Here is a 14,517-nt window from a genome sequence, read left to right as displayed (position 1 = left end):
GTCGCGTCAGGAAGCGCGTCGCCGCGGGATCGCGGTGTGCAGGCCTCGATCAGCCGGCGCAATAGACCAGTTCGACCTGCGACTTCTGCGGCACGTCGCCAGGGGGCAGCGACTGCCGGATGACCGGCGAGCCGGCCTGCGACGGGCAGCTGCCGTCGGGCACGGGCACCGGGCTCAGCTGCAGGTTGTCGGTACCGAGGTACGAGGACGCGGCCTGCAGCGACTGGCCGGTCAGGTCGGGGAGCGTCACCAGTCCGCTCGAGATCCGGAAGTTGACCGTGCCGCCGGCCTCGATCGAGGCACCGGCCTCGGGATCGGTGGCGAGGACGACGCCCTCCGCCACCGTCGGTGAGTTCTCCCTCGTCTCGGTGCCCGCGACGAGCCCGGCAGCCTCGAGGTCCTTCTTCGCCTCGTCGACGGCCTTGTTCACGACGTTCGGCACGGTGACGGCCTCGCGCCCGGTCGAGACGAACACGTTCACCGGGGTCCCGGTGTCGACGATCTCGCCCGCCGCCGGCTCGGTGCGGATGACCTCGCCCGCGGCGACCGTGTCGCTCGTCTCCTCGAGCTTGGTCGCGGGCAGCGTGAGCGATTGCAGCTCGTTCGCCGCCTCCTCCCAGGTGAAGCCGGTGAGCACCGGCACCTCGCGCGCGTTCGACGGCAGGTCGTCGGAGGGCTGCAGGTTGAACGCCCAGTACATGACCGCGACGACGATCACCACGACGGCGATGATGCCCGACCAGATCCAGATCGCCGGTGGACGGCGCTGCGTCCGCGTCATGGTGTCGTCCTCGGTGAGCTGGCGCAGGGCGAGCTCGGAAGTCGACAATGAGCCGGTCGGCGTGCCGAAGAACATGGCGGTCTCGTCGACCTTGCGCTGCTGCGGCACCCGCCCGGATGCCGCGGCCTCGACGTCGGCGCGGAACTCCGCCGCCGTCTGGTACCGAACGTTCCGGTCCTTCGCGAGCGCGTGCATGACCACGGAGTCGAGCGCGGGCGACACCTTGGGGTTGATGACGCTCGGCTTGACCGGGCGTTCGCTGACGTGCTGGTACGCCACGGCCACGGGGGTGTCGCCGCGGAAGGGCGGGCGTCCGGTGAGCATCTCGAACAGCACCACGCCCGTGCTGTAGAGGTCGGTGCGCGCGTCGACCGTCTCGCCCTTCGCCTGCTCTGGCGAGAAGTACGATGCGGTGCCGAGGATGGCCGTGGTCTGGGCGACGGTCGTCGCGGAGTCGGATACGGCGCGAGCGATGCCGAAGTCCATGACCTTCACCTGGCCGGTGGTGGTGATCATGATGTTGCCGGGCTTGATGTCGCGATGCACCACCCCGGCCCGATGCGAGTACTCTAGCGCGGTCAGCACGCCGTCGATGACGCGGGCGGCCGCGACGGGATCGAGCGGCCCCTCGTGGATGATGTCCTTCAGGAGGCGACCCTCGACGAACTCCATCACGATGAACGGCAGCTGCACCTCGTGACCCGAGCCGTCGCGGACGGTCTCCTCGCCGGCGTCGAACACGCGCACGATCGTGGGATGCGCCATCCGAGCCGCCGACTGCGCCTCCTGGCGGAAGCGCATGCGGAACGCCGGATCGGTGGCGAGCTGCGGCTTGAGCAGCTTGATCGCGACCTGGCGTCCGAGTCGCATGTCGGTCCCGGCATGGACGTCGGACATGCCGCCGCGGCCGATGAGGGCGCCAACGCGGTACCGACCCGCGAGCATGCGTCCGTCATCGTTCACGGTGTCTCCGACTCCTCCCGGTTGGTGGCGTGATGGCCTAGTTCGCGATGGTGACGGCAGTGGCGGGCGAGAACGGCGAGTCGAGCTGTCCGCAGAAGTACCGGTACGTGACGTCGAACGGCTCCTGCCCGGCCTGCACGTTGACGCTCGTGGTTCCGGCGCCGACCGGGCTGGGCGCGACGGCATCACCCGTGACCGCGACCTCGTAGCCGCTCAGCTGCTGTCCCGAGGGACACGTCGCGGCGGGCCAGCTGACCTGGACGATGCCGCCGGCCGCGACCTCGGACGGCTCGACGGTGGGCCCGGCTCCGGGTGCGCTCGGCGTCTCGGGAGCGCCGAGGTACGTCACGGTGACGGTCGATCCGATGGGCAGCGGCCCACTCGGGTTGACGTCGGTGACCGTGTTGGCCTGGCTGGGCTCGGTCGCGGCACCGCCCTGCTGGGTGTTCACGACGAGGCCGGCGGCGACGAGCTCGCCGCGCACCTCATCGACGTTGCGGCCGAGGTAGTCGTCGCGGTTGACCTGGACGGTGGTCGGAGCCTCGCTGGTGGGCGGCGGCGCCTCGGTCGTCGTGGGCGGCGGGGGCGGCGTCGTGGTGGTGGTGCGGGCGGGCGTGCTCGCGCTCGGTTCGGGCTCGTTGTCGGCGTTGTTCATCGCCAGCGCGATGAGCGTGCCGATGAGCACGAGCGCGAGCAGCGCGATGAGGACGATGAGGGGCCAGGTCCACGGGCTCCGCTTCTTCGGCGGCTCCTCGGTCTCCTCTTCGGTCTCGGTCATCACCGCGGCGCCGGCGGGCAGCACGGTTGTGGCGGCGGTGTTCGCCCCCTGCTGCGGGAGCAGCGCGGTGGCGGCGGTCGCTCCGGCGGCGGCGCCGAGCACCGCGGGCACTGCGGCGGCCGCACCGCGCACATCGCCGCGGCGGAGGGCGTTGGCGGCGCGCGAGAGATGCGCGGCCGTCTGCGGGCGGTCGGCCGGGTTCTTGGCGATGCACGCGTAGACCAGGTTGCGCACCGGTTCGCTCACCGTCACCGGCAGGTCGGGCGGCGTCTCGTTGATCTGGGCCATCGCGATCGCGACCTGCGACTCGCCCGTGAACGGTCGTCGGCCAGCGAGGCACTCGTACGCGACGATGCCGAGCGAGTAGATGTCGGTCGTGGGCGACGCGGGGTGTCCGGAGGCCTGCTCGGGCGAGAGGTACTGGACCGTGCCCATGACCTGACCGGTCGCGGTGAGCGGCACCTGGTCGGCGATCCGGGCGATGCCGAAGTCGGTGATCTTGACGCGGCCGTCGGGCGTGATGAGGAGGTTGCCCGGCTTGATGTCGCGGTGCACGAGGCCAGCGGCGTGCGCGGCCTGCAGCGCGCTCGCGGTCTGGGCCACGATGTCGAGCACCTTGTCGGTCGACAGCACGTGCTCGCGCTCGAGGATGGTGGAGAGCGCCTCGCCCGGCACGAGCTCCATCACGAGGTAGGCGCTGCCCTCCTCTTCGCCGTAGTCGAAGACGTTGGCGATGCCCTCGTGGTTCACGAGTGCGGCGTGCCTGGCCTCAGCGCGGAACCGCTCGAGGAAGCCGGGGTCGCCGAGGTACTCGTCCTTCAGGATCTTGATCGCGACCTGGCGGCCGATGACGAGGTCGGTGGCCTGCCACACCTCGCCCATCCCGCCGATGGCGATCCGGGAGGACAGCTCGTAGCGTCCTCCGAAGGTGAGCCCAGCGCTCGGTCTCATTTGTTCAGCACCGCCTCTAGTACCTGTTTCGCCACGGGCGCGGCGATTCCATTGCCGAACCCCTCCTGACCCAGTCCCCCGCCGTCTTCCACGAGCACCGTGATCGCATACTGAGGGTCGTCGGCGGGGGCAAAACCGGTGAACCACAAGGTGTAGGGGTCATCCTCGCCGTTCTCCGCTGTACCCGTCTTACCGGCCACGCTGACGCCGTCTATTCTTGCATTACTCGCGGCGCCGTTCTCGACGCCGTTGACCATCATCTCGGTCATGGTCCGGGCCGTCTCCTCGCTGATCGCGCGCCCGAACTCCGACGCCTGGAACTCCTGGATCGGACGGAAGTCGGGCGCCGTGATCGAGTCGACCAGCTCGGGGTTCATCACGATCCCGCCGTTGGCGATCGCGGCCGACACCATCGCCATCTGCAGCGGCGTGGCACGCACCTCGCCCTGGCCGAAGCCGGTGAGGGCGGTCTGCGGCTCGTCGGGAGCGGCCGGATAGGTGCTCGTCTCGGTCGGGTTGGGCGTGGTGAAGTTCGAGTTGAAGCCGAACTTCTCGGCCTGTGCTCGGATGGCGTCATCGCCGAGCTCGAGCGCGAGCTCGGCGAAGGGGATGTTGCACGAGAGGCGCAGCGCGTCGGCCAGCGTGACCTCGGCGCCGGGACCGCAGGTGCCGCCGCTGGAGTTGCGCACGATCGAGCTGGTCTGGGGGAGGGTGAACTCGGCCGGGTTCGGGAACGTCGAGTCGGGCGTGTACTGGCCGGACTCGAGGGCGGCGGCCGTCATGACCAGTTTGAAGACCGATCCGGGCGGGTTCATGTCGCCGCCCGTCGCGCGATTGAACAGCGGGTCCAGCGGATCCTCGAGGAGCGCGTCGTACGTCGCCTGGACCTGCTCGCCGTCGTGCACCGCGAGGGAGTTGGGGTCGTAGGTCGGCTTGGTGACCATGGCGATGATCCGGCCTGTGGCGGGCTCGGTGACGATCACCGCGCCCTGATAGCTGCCGAGCGCATCCCACGCGGCCTGCTGCGCCACGGGGTCGATCGCGACCTCGACCGAGGCCCCCATCGGGTCCTGCCCTGAGATCAGGCGGTTGAGCGAGTCGAAGAACTGCGACTCGGAGCGACCGCTGAGCTCGGCGTTCAGCGACTGCTCGAGTCCGGTCGCCTCGCCGTTGACCGGGATGAACCCGGTGACCGGGGCGTAGAGCGGTCCGTTGGAGTACACGCGCTGGAACTTGTAGTCGTCGTCGCTCGGCTCGGAGAAGGCGATCGGATCTCCGCCGACGAGGATCGGCCCGCGCTCGACGGAGTAGCTCTGGTAGAGCGTTCGCGCGTTGCGGGGATCGGCCGCGAGGTTCGAGGCCTGCACGTACTGGATCACCGTCGACGCGACGAAGAGCGTGAGGAACATGAGGAGGGCGACGATCGTCACCCGCTTGAGCTCGCGGTTCATCCGTCGATCACCAGCCTCGGATGGTTGCGGACCGTGTCGGACAGCCGCAGGAGCAGTGCGACGATGATCCAGTTCGCGACCAGCGACGATCCGCCGGCCGCGAGGAACGGGGTCGTGAGGCCGGTCAGCGGGATGACCCGCGTGACGCCGCCGACGACGATGAACACCTGCAGCGCCACGACGAAGGCGAGGCCGACGCCGAGCAGCTTGCCGAAGTCGTCCTGCCCGGCGAAGCCGATGCGGAAGCCGCGCGCGACGAACAGGACGTACAGCGCGAGGATCGCGAAGACTCCCGCCAAGCCGAGCTCCTCGCCGAGGCTCGCGATGATGTAGTCGCTCTGCGGAACGGGCGTGAGGTCGGGGCGGCCCTGTCCGAGTCCGGTGCCGATGAGTCCGCCGTTGGCGAGGCCGAACAGCCCCTGCACGAGCTGGTAGGAGCCGCCGCTCGCCTCGTAGACCTCGGGGTTGAAGGCGTCGAGCCAGTTGCGGAAGCGCCCGTTGACGTAGTCGAGCGTCTGGCTGGCGATGAGCGCGCCCGCGACGAACAGGCTGAGGCCCAGCACGACCCACGACAGGCGGCTCGTCGCGACGTAGAGCATGACGAGGAAGAGCCCGAAGTAGAGCAACGCGGTGCCGAGGTCGCGCTGGAAGACGATCACGGCCATCGAGAGCGCCCAGACCACCAGGAGTGGTCCGAGGTCGCGTCCGCGCGGGAACCGCATGCCGAGGAACGTGCGTCCCACCATCGACAGCGAGTCGCGGTTGCGGACGAGGTAGCCCGCGAAGAAGACGGCGAGGGCGATCTTCGCGATCTCACCGGGCTGGAACGTGGCGACCTCGCCGATGCCGATCCAGACGCGTGCGCCGCTCACCTGTCGTCCGAGGCCCGGGACGAGCGGCAGCAGCAGGAGGACGATCGCGATCAGGCCGGAGAGGTACGTGTAGCGGAAGAGGACCCGGTGGTTGCGGATGAGCAGGATGGTCGCCAGTGCCGCGACGATCGCGATGACGCTCCACACGATCTGGCGCACGGCGGCGCTCTCCCAGCCGGTGTCGCCGTAGGCGATGTCGATGCGGTAGATCATCGCGATGCCGAGGCCGTTGAGCACCGTCGCGATGGGCAGCAGGAATGGATCGGCGTCGCGCGCGACGAAGCGCATGGCGATGTGCAGGCCGAACACGAGCGCCGAGAGGCCGGCGCCGAGCAGCACGAGCTGGGTGTCGACGTAGCCGAGCGCGCCGAGCTGGACGAGCACGATCGCGCCCGCGTTGATCACGCACGCGACCAGGAGCAGGGCGAACTCGAGGTTCCGCAGCTTCTGGGGCATGCGGATGCGGCGCACGCTCGCCGTCGGCGGCGCGCCGTCTGCCGGACGGGCCGTCGCGCGGTCAGTCAACGGACTCCTCCAATCGCGACACGATCCGGCGCGCCTCCGCGAGGGAACCGGCGCTGATCGTCTGCTCGACCCGCTGCTGGTCGTACGACCGGAGATCGGCCATGTCGAGCGTCGTCTCCGAGTGGAGGTGGTGCAGCGAGAGGGGACCGAGGTCCTGCTGGATGCCCTGGTAGACCGCGACCCGCCCGTTGTACTCGCCGACGTAGTAGCGGGTCTGCGTCCACTGGTAGCCCACGGCGAACGCGGCGACGATGGCCGCGACGAGCAGCACGATCCAGAGACCCCACATGATGCGGCGCCGGCGGCGCCGGCGCTCGTCCTCTTCGATGAGCTCGTCGAAGTACTCGGCGGAGTCGGGCTCGAAGTGGGTCTCCTGCACCGGGTGCGGCCGGAACGGCGTGAGCCGGATGCCGGGACGACGCGCGGGTTCGGACGGGGCGCCGAAGGCGAGGGGAGCGGCGGCCGATCCCACCACGAGCGGCGGCGTCTCGGGGGCGGGCGGATCGCCGATGTCGACGACCACCACGGTGACGTTGTCGGGCGCGCCCCCGTCGAGCGACGCCTTGACCAGCCGATCGGCGACCTGCTTGGCCGCCGCATCGGAGGCGAGCATGTCGTGCAGCTCGTCGAACGGGACGACGCCCGAGAGGCCGTCGGAGCACAGCATCCAGCGATCGCCCGGGTGGGTGTCGATCACGAGCGTGTCGATCTCGGGCGACGCCTCGACGTCGCCGAGCACGCGCATGAGCACGGAACGCCGCGGGTGCACCATCGCCTCCTCGGCGGTGATGCGCCCAGCGTCGACGAGGCGCTGGACGAAGGTGTGGTCGGTCGAGACCTGGCTCAGCTCACCCGAGCGGAGCAGGTACACACGCGAGTCGCCGATGTGCGCGATGACGACGCGATCGTGCTCGACGAGCATGGCGCTGACCGTGGTGCCCATGCCGGTGAGCTCGGAGTGGTCGGCGACCGTCTCGGCGAGGTTGCGGTTCGCGGCGAGGAGCGCCTGCTCGAGCGCGGTGCCCGCGGCCTGCGAGTCGTCGTAGTCGGCGTCGGCCTCGGCGATGCGCTTGGTCGCGATCGCGCTGGCGACATCGCCGCCGGCGTGGCCGCCCATGCCGTCGGCCACCAGGAACAGTCGCCGGCCCGCATAGCCCGAGTCCTGGTTGTTGGAGCGGACCCGGCCGACGTGCGAGACGGCAGCGCTCGCCTTGACGCTCGCCATCGGCTACCGCCGCAGCTCGAACGTCGTCGCTCCGACCTTGACGGTGGCTCCGAGCGGGATGGGCGTGGGCACGGTGACTCGGGAGCCGTTGAGGAACGTGCCGTTGGTGGAGTCGAGGTCCTGGATCATCCAGCGGCCGTTCCACAGCATCAGGCGGGCGTGGTGGGTGGAGGTGTAGTCGTCGCGGATGATGATCGCCGAGTCGCTCGACCGGCCGATCGTGATCTCATCGCTTCCCAAGGGGAACTCGACGCCGGCCTTGGCTCCGGACGTGATGACGAGCCGGGTGGCGTTCTCGGCGGTCGCATCGCCGCCGGCTCCGCCGGGAGGGGCGGCGGGGGCCGGCCGTGCGACGGCCGCCGTGGGCACGTCGGCCGCAGCGGCACGCGGCGCCCCGGCGGGCACCGGCGAGGGCGCGGCCGCGGGCGCGTCGGGCTGGAGCTTGCGCACGCGCTGGCCGAACAGGTCGCTGCGCAGCGCGTAGACGATGGCGAACACGAACACCCAGAGCAGCAGCAGGAAGCCGAGTTGCAGGACCAGGAGCGTCAGTTCACTCATCGGGCCGGCCCCCAGAAGCCGCCCGCGTCGTCACGCGAGGCGGTGGGGTCGACGCGTCGTCCGGCGGCGGTGTCGGACGGATCGGCTTGGGCGAGCACGCGGAACACGATACGCGAGCGTCCGATGGTGATGACCGAATCGGGCTCGAGCACGGCCTCCTTGACGGGGGCCCCGTTGACCTGCGTGCCATTCGTCGAGCCGAGATCGCGCACGCGGGCGCGCGACCCGTCCCACTGCACCTCGGCGTGGCGGCGCGAGGCGCCGGAATCGTCGAGCGTGACATCGGCCTCGCTGCCGCGGCCGATGACGGTGCGGCCCTTGAGGATCGGGAACCGGCGGCCGTCGACGTCGAGGACCGGGGTCCACGCGACACGGCCCTTCACGTTCTGCGAATCGACCTGCACCATGCCCTCGGAGAGGCCGGGGTCGGGCTGGAGCGCGATCGTGATGCCGCCCGCGAACTGGAAGCGCTGGCTCGCGGCGTGCTTCTGGACCAGGTCGACGAGCTCGTCGATGAGCGCTGGCCCGAGCGACGCCATGCGCTGGTGGTCGCCGGTCGACATGCGCACGGTGAACTTGTTGGGCACCAGCACGCGGTCGCGCGACACCACGGCGGCCTTCGTGTCGATCTCGCGCTTGAGGGCGGCGGTGATCTCGACGGGCTGCAGCCCCGAGCGGAAGGTCTTCGCGAAGGCGCCGTTGACGGCGCGCTCGAGACCCTTCTCGAAGTTGTCCAGTAGGCCCACAGGTCTCCCGTCCGGTCCGTGATTCGACTGACATGCTAGCCGGAGCCGGTGCGAACGCGCCCGGAACCTCGCGGCGGGACGGTTCCCCGGCGGGTCGGCCTCAGTCGAAGACCGCGGCGGCCTCCGCTTCGTCGACGTCGAGCGACAGGGTGGGGATGGATGCCGTGAGCAGCGTGCCGTCGGCGCGGCGCGCGCCCCGCACGTTCTGCATCGTCGGCGCCCCGACACGGCGGGCTCCATGCCCGTCGAGCGGGACGGTCACCGGCGCGACCGCAGTGACGAGCACCGGCTCGCCGCGCACCTGCAGCGGCACCGCGGCATCCGCTTCGCCGACCTCGATCTCGAACCGGATGGCATCGGCGGTGAGGTCGACGCGGATGCGACTGCCGCGCAGCGTCAGGCGGAAGCTCAGTCGGTCCCACCCGTCGGGCAGCCGCGGGTCGAAGGTGAAGCGCCCGTTGTGGTCACGGAACCCTCCGAAGCCCGAGACGAGCCCGGCCCACACGCCACCGGTGGATGCGACGTGCACGCCGTCGGCCGCGTTGTGATGCAGGTCGGCGAGGTCGACGAACAGGGCCGAGCGGAAGTAGCGCAGCGCGAGCTCGTGGTACCCGACCTCGGCGGCGATGATCGACTGCACGACCGCCGAGAGCGTCGAGTCGCCGGTGGTCAGCGGGTCGTAGTACTCGAAATCGGCGAGCTTCTCCTCGGTGGTGAACTTGTCGCCCTGGAGGAACAGCGCGAGCACCACGTCGGCCTGCTTGAGCACCTGGAACCGGTAGATGACCAGCGGGTGGTAGTGCAGCAGCAGCGGCAGGCTGGTGTCGGGCGTGTGCTCGAGGTCCCACAGCTCCTTCTCGAGGAAGGCGCCATCTTGCGGGTGCACGCCGAGCTTGGCGTCGAACGGGATGTGCATGTGCGCCGCCGCACGCCGCCAGCTCGCCACCTCGGCCGGCGTGACGCCGAGCCGCTCGATGAGCTTCTTGTGCGATTCGGGGTCGTTGACCTGCAGGTTGTCGACGGCGGACGCTGCCGCGGCGAGGTTCGCGCGCGCCATCACGTTGGTGAAGAGGTTGTCGTTCACGACGGTCGTGTACTCGTCGGGCCCGGTCACGCCGTGGATGTGGAACACGTCGTCGGCGTTCGTGCGCCAGAAGCCGAGGTCCTCCCACATCCGCGCGGTCTCGACGAGGATGTCGATCGCACCGCGCGCGAGGAAGTCCTCGTCGCCCGTGGCGGCGACGTACTGGCAGAGCGCGAAGGCGATGTCGGCATCGATGTGGTACTGCGCGGTGCCGGCGGCGTAGTACGCGCTCGACTCGAGCCCGTTGATCGTGCGCCAGGGGAAGAGCGCACCACGCTGGTTGAGCTCGGAGGCCCGGTCGCGGGCCGCGTCGAGCATCCGCTGGCGGAACCGCAGCACGTTGCGCGCCACGATCGGCGCGGTGTAGCTGAGGAACGGCATCACGTAGATCTCGGAGTCCCAGAAGTAGTGGCCGCCGTATCCGGAGCCCGAGACGCCCTTGGCGGCGACGCCGCCGCCGTCGGTACGGGCGGTCGCCTGGGCGAGCTGGAACAGGTTCCACCGAGTGGCCTGCTGCAGCTCGGGCTGCCCGTCGATCTCGACGTCGGAACGGGCCCAGAAGTCGGCGAGCCACGAGCGCTGCTGCTCGAACAGCTCGGACAGTCCGACCTCGGCGCCGCGGTCGAGCGTGCGGTCGCAGCGGTCGACCAGCTCGCGCGCGGGCACCTTGCGGGCGGTGTGGTAGCTGATCAGCTTGGTGATGCGGATCGGCACGCCCTTCTGGGCGCGCACCCGGTAGATGTGCTTGGCGAGGTCGTCGCCGATCGAACCGGTCTCGGTGAACTCGTTCTCGGTCTCGATGGAGTGCAGTGCACCCACCGAGATCGCCATCTTCGAGTTCGTGCACTGGTAGCCGAGCATGTAGCGGCCGCCGTCGCGGCGCTGCACGCGGGGCTGCAGCACGCGCTCGGTGAACATCTCGGCCTTGCGCGGGTCGAAGGCGCCGGGGACCTCGGTGACGCCGGATCGGTACTCGTCGCGACCGTCCTGGCGGTTGAGGATCTGGCTCGAGATGGTGACCGCGGCATCGGCGTCGAGCAGCTCGACCTCGTAGTCGATGACGCCGAGGTGGCGGTCGGTGAAGCTCGTCATGCGGCGGCTCGTGATGAGCACGCGCTTGCCCGACGGCGTGCGCCACTCGATGCGCCGGCTGAGTGCGCCGAGGCGGAAGTCGAGGCGTCGCTCGTACGACATGATCTCGGCCTCGGTGATCACGAGCGGCTCGTCGTCGACGTAGAGGCGGATGATCTTGGCATCCGGCGCATTGACGATCGTCTGTCCGACGCGCGCGAAGCCGAACGCCTCCTCGGCGTGACGGATCGGCCACGTCTCGTGGAAGCCGTTCACGAACGTGCCGTGCATGTGGCCGTCGCGGCCCTCCTCGACGTTGCCGCGCAGGCCGAGGTATCCGTTGCCGACGGCGAACAGCGTCTCGGTGCGCCCCATGTCGTCGACGCCGAACTCGCCCTCGACGAGCGCCCAGGGGTCGGCGGGGAAGCGGGTCCGGTTCAGCGGGTCGGTGTCGGCGAACCTCATGCGGGGTCCTCTTCGGTTGCGGTGGCGGTCGGGTCGGTGGTCGTGCGGGCGGATGTCGCGTGCGCGCGCTCGACGGCGGAGACCAGTTCGTCGAGCTCGTCGACGATCACGTCGGCGCCGAGCTCGACGAGGGTGTCGCGACCGACGCCTCGATCGACGCCCACGACGAGCCCGAAGGGACCGGTCGCGCCGGCCTTCACACCGGACTCGGCGTCTTCGATGACCGCGCACTCGCCCGGCGGGAGCCCGAGCAACTCGGCCGCCCGGAGGAACATGTCGGGCGCGGGCTTGCCGGGGATGCCGTCACGCGCGGCGACCGCGCCGTCGACGACGATCTCGAACCGGTCGGCGATGCCCGCCGCGGCGAGCACCGCCGGCGCGTTCTTGGAACTGGACACCACCGCCACGTGACCGCCGGCGCGCTCGATCGCGTCGAGCAGCGCGACGCTCGCGGGGTACGGCTCGACGCCCTCCTCGGCCAGGGTCTCGTTGAACGCCTCGTTCTTGCGGTTGCCGAGCCCGTGCACGGTCTCTTCGGTCGCGGCATCGGCGGGGCCGCCCTCGGGCAGCCGGATGTCGCGGCTCGCGAGCAGCGAGCGCACGCCGTCGTAGCGCGGCTTGCCGTCGATGTACGCGTAGTAGTCGGCGTCGCCGTACGGCGCGGCGCCGTGCGCCTCGAGGAACGGCGCGAACAGCCTCGCCCACGCGTGCATGTGCACCACCGCCGTCGGCGTCAGGACGCCGTCGAGGTCGAACAGCCAGCCGCGGATGTCGCTGAGGTCGACCTCGTCGGGGGAGACGGTGGGGAGGTTCGCGTTCGCGCGCTCACGTGCGTCGCGGGGGAGGGTCACGGCGATCCTTTCGATGGGGAGATGGTGGGCGCCGGTGCCGGATAGCCAAGGCTATTCCCGCGGTCGCGGACGGCGCGAGGGGTTCGACCGACTCGGAGCGGATGCCAAGGCTGCTGATCTGGGGAGGGGGAGTGAGGGCCGAGGGGCCGGCCCGCGCCATCCGCCCGAGGACGGATGCCACGCGCAGGTATGTTAGTCTCGGTTGGCTGGTTCGCAACTGCGAATCGGTATGCGCAAGTGGCGGAATAGGCAGACGCGCACGGTTCAGGTCCGTGTGCCCGTGAGGGCGTGGGGGTTCAACTCCCCCCTTGCGCACCAGCATCGATCAGAACGGCCCGGGTCCTCGACCCGGGCCGTCCTGCGACATCGAGGGCGACCGTCGGTGGCTAGGCTGCCGGGCATGCGTCCGTTCCTCCGCTCGATCGTCGTGCCCGGGCTCGGCGCGATCGCGGTCCTCGCTGCGGCCGGTCGAGTCGCTCGGCTCGTCGGCGGCGACGACCCCGTCGAGGACCGGCCCGTTCGAGCCCTCCAGGCCGCGTTCGGCCACCGACCTGACGACGACGGGGCGCCGTTGGAGCCGCCCGCGCCGTTGGAGCCGTCCGAGCCGCGCGAGCCGACCGAGCCGCGCGAGCTGCTCGACCGCGTCACCTCGTCGCTCTCGTGGTACTCCGGGGTGCCGCAGACGATCGCGAACGGAGCGTTCTGGTGCGCCGTGACGTGGTGGCTGACGCGCGACCGGCGCTCCACCGTCGCCCCCGGTGCGGCGCTCGCGCTCGAGACGGCGTGCTTCGTCGGGTCCGCGGCGCTCGTCGGACGACCGCGACCGCTCGGCGTGTGGCGGCCCGAGCAGCCGCACGCCACGTCGTCGTTCCCGTCCGGTCACACGGCGGCTGCCGTCGCGCTGCACACCACGCTCGCCGACCTGCTCGACCGCCATGGCGTCCGCGGCGCTCGAGTTCTCGGACCCGTGCTGCGGTACGGGATTCCCGGCGGCGTCGCGCTCTCGCGCATCTACCGCGGGCAGCACCACATCTCGGACACCGTCGCGGGGGCGCTGCTGGGGCGTTGGAGCGCCGCCGTGGTCCGGCGGGAGCTGCTCTCGACGGGTCGGCCGCTGCGCTAGACCCCGGCGCCCAGGGCGAGCGCGAGCACCTCGGCGTTCGGCAGGCCCGCGAGGAACCGGCCGGTCACGAGCAGCTTCGAGCCCCGGATGCCGCTGCCGACGATGAGCCGCTCGTGCGCGGCGACCGGCTCGTCGAGGAGCAGCGGCCAGTCGGCCGGCAGTCCGACGGGCGTGATGCCGCCGTACTCCATGCCGGTGAGGGCGACCGCGTCGTCCATCGAGGCGAACGAGAGCCTGCGCGCGTCGAGGTACCGCCGCACGACGCCGTTGACGTCGGCGCGGTCGGAGCCCCGCACAAGCAGCGCCGCATACCAGGTGCGCTCGCCGCGGCGCGCCTGCACGACGACGCAGTTCGCGCCATCCGCCAAGGAGATCTCGTGGTGCTCGCAGAACGCGGCCGTGTCGGCGAGCCCGGGATCGATCGCGGCGACGAGCACGTCGCCGGCCGCGCCATCCGGTGCCGCGGCCAGCGCGGTCGCGGTCGGCGGCGCGAGCAGCTCGGGCGAGTCGAGGGCGGGGGTGAACTCGAGCGTTCCGAAGCGCATGCTGCGAGCGTACGACGGATGCCGCGACCGCCGGCGGTCGAATGGTCGCGGATGCACGGCCGTACGGTGCATCCGCGACCTCTCGATCACGCCGGCCCCGCCGGGGTCGCCGAGTCGCGACGCCGGTGTCAGGATCGATCCATGACCGCGTGGACCGAGGAGGAGCTGGACCGGATCGCCGAGGCCGAGGAACTGCGCATCTCCTCGCTCCGTCGCGACGGCAGCTTCAGCAAGCCGATCATCATCTGGGTCGTGCGGGTCGGAGACGACCTGTTCGTGCGCAGCGCGTACGGGCCTGAGAACCCCTGGTACGTCAACGCCCGGCGCCGGGGTCGCGGGCGGATCGCCGCAGGCGGCGTCGAGCGGGACGTCGACTTCGCGGATGCGTCGGGGACGCCCGCCGAGGCGATCGATGCGGCGTACCACGACAAGTACGACCCCATCAGCAGTCCGCGCATCGTCGCGACCGTCGTCGGCGAGCGGGTGCATCCGCTGACCCTGCGACTCGTCCCGCGCGAGGAGTGAGCG

At 70.7% G+C, this 14,517-nt stretch carries 12 protein-coding genes and 1 tRNA gene; 3 read left to right on the top strand and 10 right to left on the bottom strand.

Translation table 11 applies throughout. The annotated features are described in order from the left end of the window. Positions 1-49: 49 nt before the first annotated feature. From pknB to BLT99_RS14230, 9 genes are all read right to left on the bottom strand, one after another. A complete protein-coding gene (pknB, locus tag BLT99_RS14270) occupies positions 50-1,726 on the bottom strand; it encodes a Stk1 family PASTA domain-containing Ser/Thr kinase (protein WP_092673850.1) in 1,677 nt (558 codons plus the stop codon). Between the two features lie 55 nt (positions 1,727-1,781). Next, positions 1,782-3,473: a serine/threonine-protein kinase gene (locus tag BLT99_RS14265; protein WP_092673847.1), complete on the bottom strand. Its 1,692-nt coding sequence runs from the start codon at positions 3,471-3,473 to the stop codon at positions 1,782-1,784. Beyond that, entirely contained in the window at positions 3,470-4,924 is a 1,455-nt protein-coding gene (locus BLT99_RS14260; protein ID WP_092673844.1) for a peptidoglycan D,D-transpeptidase FtsI family protein, read from the bottom strand. Before BLT99_RS14260 ends, BLT99_RS14265 begins: the two co-directional genes overlap by 4 nt. Beyond that, the gene (locus BLT99_RS14255) at positions 4,921-6,252 is read right to left on the bottom strand and encodes an FtsW/RodA/SpoVE family cell cycle protein (RefSeq protein WP_092676439.1); all 1,332 of its coding nucleotides are present in this window, start codon (positions 6,250-6,252) and stop codon (positions 4,921-4,923) included. Before BLT99_RS14255 ends, BLT99_RS14260 begins: the two co-directional genes overlap by 4 nt. A 61-nt stretch (positions 6,253-6,313) precedes the next feature. Continuing rightward, positions 6,314-7,546, bottom strand: a complete 1,233-nt coding sequence (locus tag BLT99_RS14250; protein ID WP_092673841.1) for a PP2C family protein-serine/threonine phosphatase — start codon at positions 7,544-7,546, stop codon at positions 6,314-6,316. A 3-nt stretch (positions 7,547-7,549) separates the two neighbouring features. Further along, positions 7,550-8,104 carry an FHA domain-containing protein FhaB/FipA gene (locus tag BLT99_RS14245; protein WP_092673838.1) on the bottom strand — a complete coding sequence of 185 codons (555 nt, stop codon included), beginning with the start codon at positions 8,102-8,104 and terminating at the stop codon, positions 7,550-7,552. Continuing rightward, positions 8,101-8,850, bottom strand: a complete 750-nt coding sequence (locus BLT99_RS14240) for an FhaA domain-containing protein (protein ID WP_092673835.1) — start codon at positions 8,848-8,850, stop codon at positions 8,101-8,103. Before BLT99_RS14240 ends, BLT99_RS14245 begins: the two co-directional genes overlap by 4 nt. Before the next feature lie 100 nt (positions 8,851-8,950). Next, positions 8,951-11,470, bottom strand: a complete 2,520-nt coding sequence (locus tag BLT99_RS14235; RefSeq protein ID WP_092673832.1) for a glycoside hydrolase family 65 protein — start codon at positions 11,468-11,470, stop codon at positions 8,951-8,953. Beyond that, the gene (locus BLT99_RS14230; protein ID WP_092676436.1) at positions 11,467-12,240 is read right to left on the bottom strand and encodes an HAD family hydrolase; all 774 of its coding nucleotides are present in this window, start codon (positions 12,238-12,240) and stop codon (positions 11,467-11,469) included. The genes BLT99_RS14235 and BLT99_RS14230 overlap by 4 nt, the downstream gene beginning before the upstream one ends. 312 nt (positions 12,241-12,552) lie before the next feature. Between BLT99_RS14230 and BLT99_RS14225 the strand changes: the two genes are divergently transcribed. Together BLT99_RS14225 and BLT99_RS14220 are read left to right on the top strand one after the other, a co-directional pair. After that, positions 12,553-12,639, top strand: a tRNA-Leu gene (locus BLT99_RS14225). Positions 12,640-12,721: 82 nt separating this feature from the next. Continuing rightward, positions 12,722-13,444: a phosphatase PAP2 family protein gene (locus tag BLT99_RS14220; RefSeq protein ID WP_092673829.1), complete on the top strand. Its 723-nt coding sequence runs from the start codon at positions 12,722-12,724 to the stop codon at positions 13,442-13,444. Here BLT99_RS14220 and BLT99_RS14215 read toward each other — a convergent pair. After that, positions 13,441-13,989, bottom strand: a complete 549-nt coding sequence (locus BLT99_RS14215; protein WP_092673825.1) for a YbaK/EbsC family protein — start codon at positions 13,987-13,989, stop codon at positions 13,441-13,443. The two genes, BLT99_RS14220 and BLT99_RS14215, sit on opposite strands and share 4 nt — an antisense overlap. A 141-nt stretch (positions 13,990-14,130) precedes the next feature. Between BLT99_RS14215 and BLT99_RS14210 the strand changes: the two genes are divergently transcribed. After that, positions 14,131-14,514, top strand: coding sequence for a DUF2255 family protein (locus BLT99_RS14210; protein WP_092673822.1), 384 nt, complete (start codon positions 14,131-14,133; stop codon positions 14,512-14,514). The last annotated feature ends 3 nt before the right edge of the window (positions 14,515-14,517 follow it).

Source organism: Agromyces flavus, from assembly GCF_900104685.1.
GTDB lineage: Bacteria > Actinomycetota > Actinomycetes > Actinomycetales > Microbacteriaceae > Agromyces > Agromyces flavus.
This window is presented reverse-complemented; position numbering and strand designations above follow the sequence as displayed.

Excerpts from the sequence above, each read along its gene's own strand:
- pknB (WP_092673850.1), bottom strand. The coding sequence starts at position 1,726 with ATGCTCGCGGGTCGGTACCGCGTTGGCGCCCTCATCGGCCGCGGCGGC.
- BLT99_RS14265 (WP_092673847.1), bottom strand. The coding sequence starts at position 3,473 with ATGAGACCGAGCGCTGGGCTCACCTTCGGAGGACGCTACGAGCTGTCC.
- BLT99_RS14260 (WP_092673844.1), bottom strand. The coding sequence starts at position 4,924 with ATGAACCGCGAGCTCAAGCGGGTGACGATCGTCGCCCTCCTCATGTTC.
- BLT99_RS14255 (WP_092676439.1), bottom strand. The coding sequence starts at position 6,252 with ATGCCCCAGAAGCTGCGGAACCTCGAGTTCGCCCTGCTCCTGGTCGCG.
- BLT99_RS14250 (WP_092673841.1), bottom strand. The coding sequence starts at position 7,546 with ATGGCGAGCGTCAAGGCGAGCGCTGCCGTCTCGCACGTCGGCCGGGTC.
- BLT99_RS14245 (WP_092673838.1), bottom strand. The coding sequence starts at position 8,104 with ATGAGTGAACTGACGCTCCTGGTCCTGCAACTCGGCTTCCTGCTGCTG.
- BLT99_RS14235 (WP_092673832.1), bottom strand. The coding sequence starts at position 11,470 with ATGAGGTTCGCCGACACCGACCCGCTGAACCGGACCCGCTTCCCCGCC.
- BLT99_RS14220 (WP_092673829.1), top strand. The coding sequence starts at position 12,722 with ATGCGTCCGTTCCTCCGCTCGATCGTCGTGCCCGGGCTCGGCGCGATC.
- BLT99_RS14215 (WP_092673825.1), bottom strand. The coding sequence starts at position 13,989 with ATGCGCTTCGGAACGCTCGAGTTCACCCCCGCCCTCGACTCGCCCGAG.
- BLT99_RS14210 (WP_092673822.1), top strand. The coding sequence starts at position 14,131 with ATGACCGCGTGGACCGAGGAGGAGCTGGACCGGATCGCCGAGGCCGAG.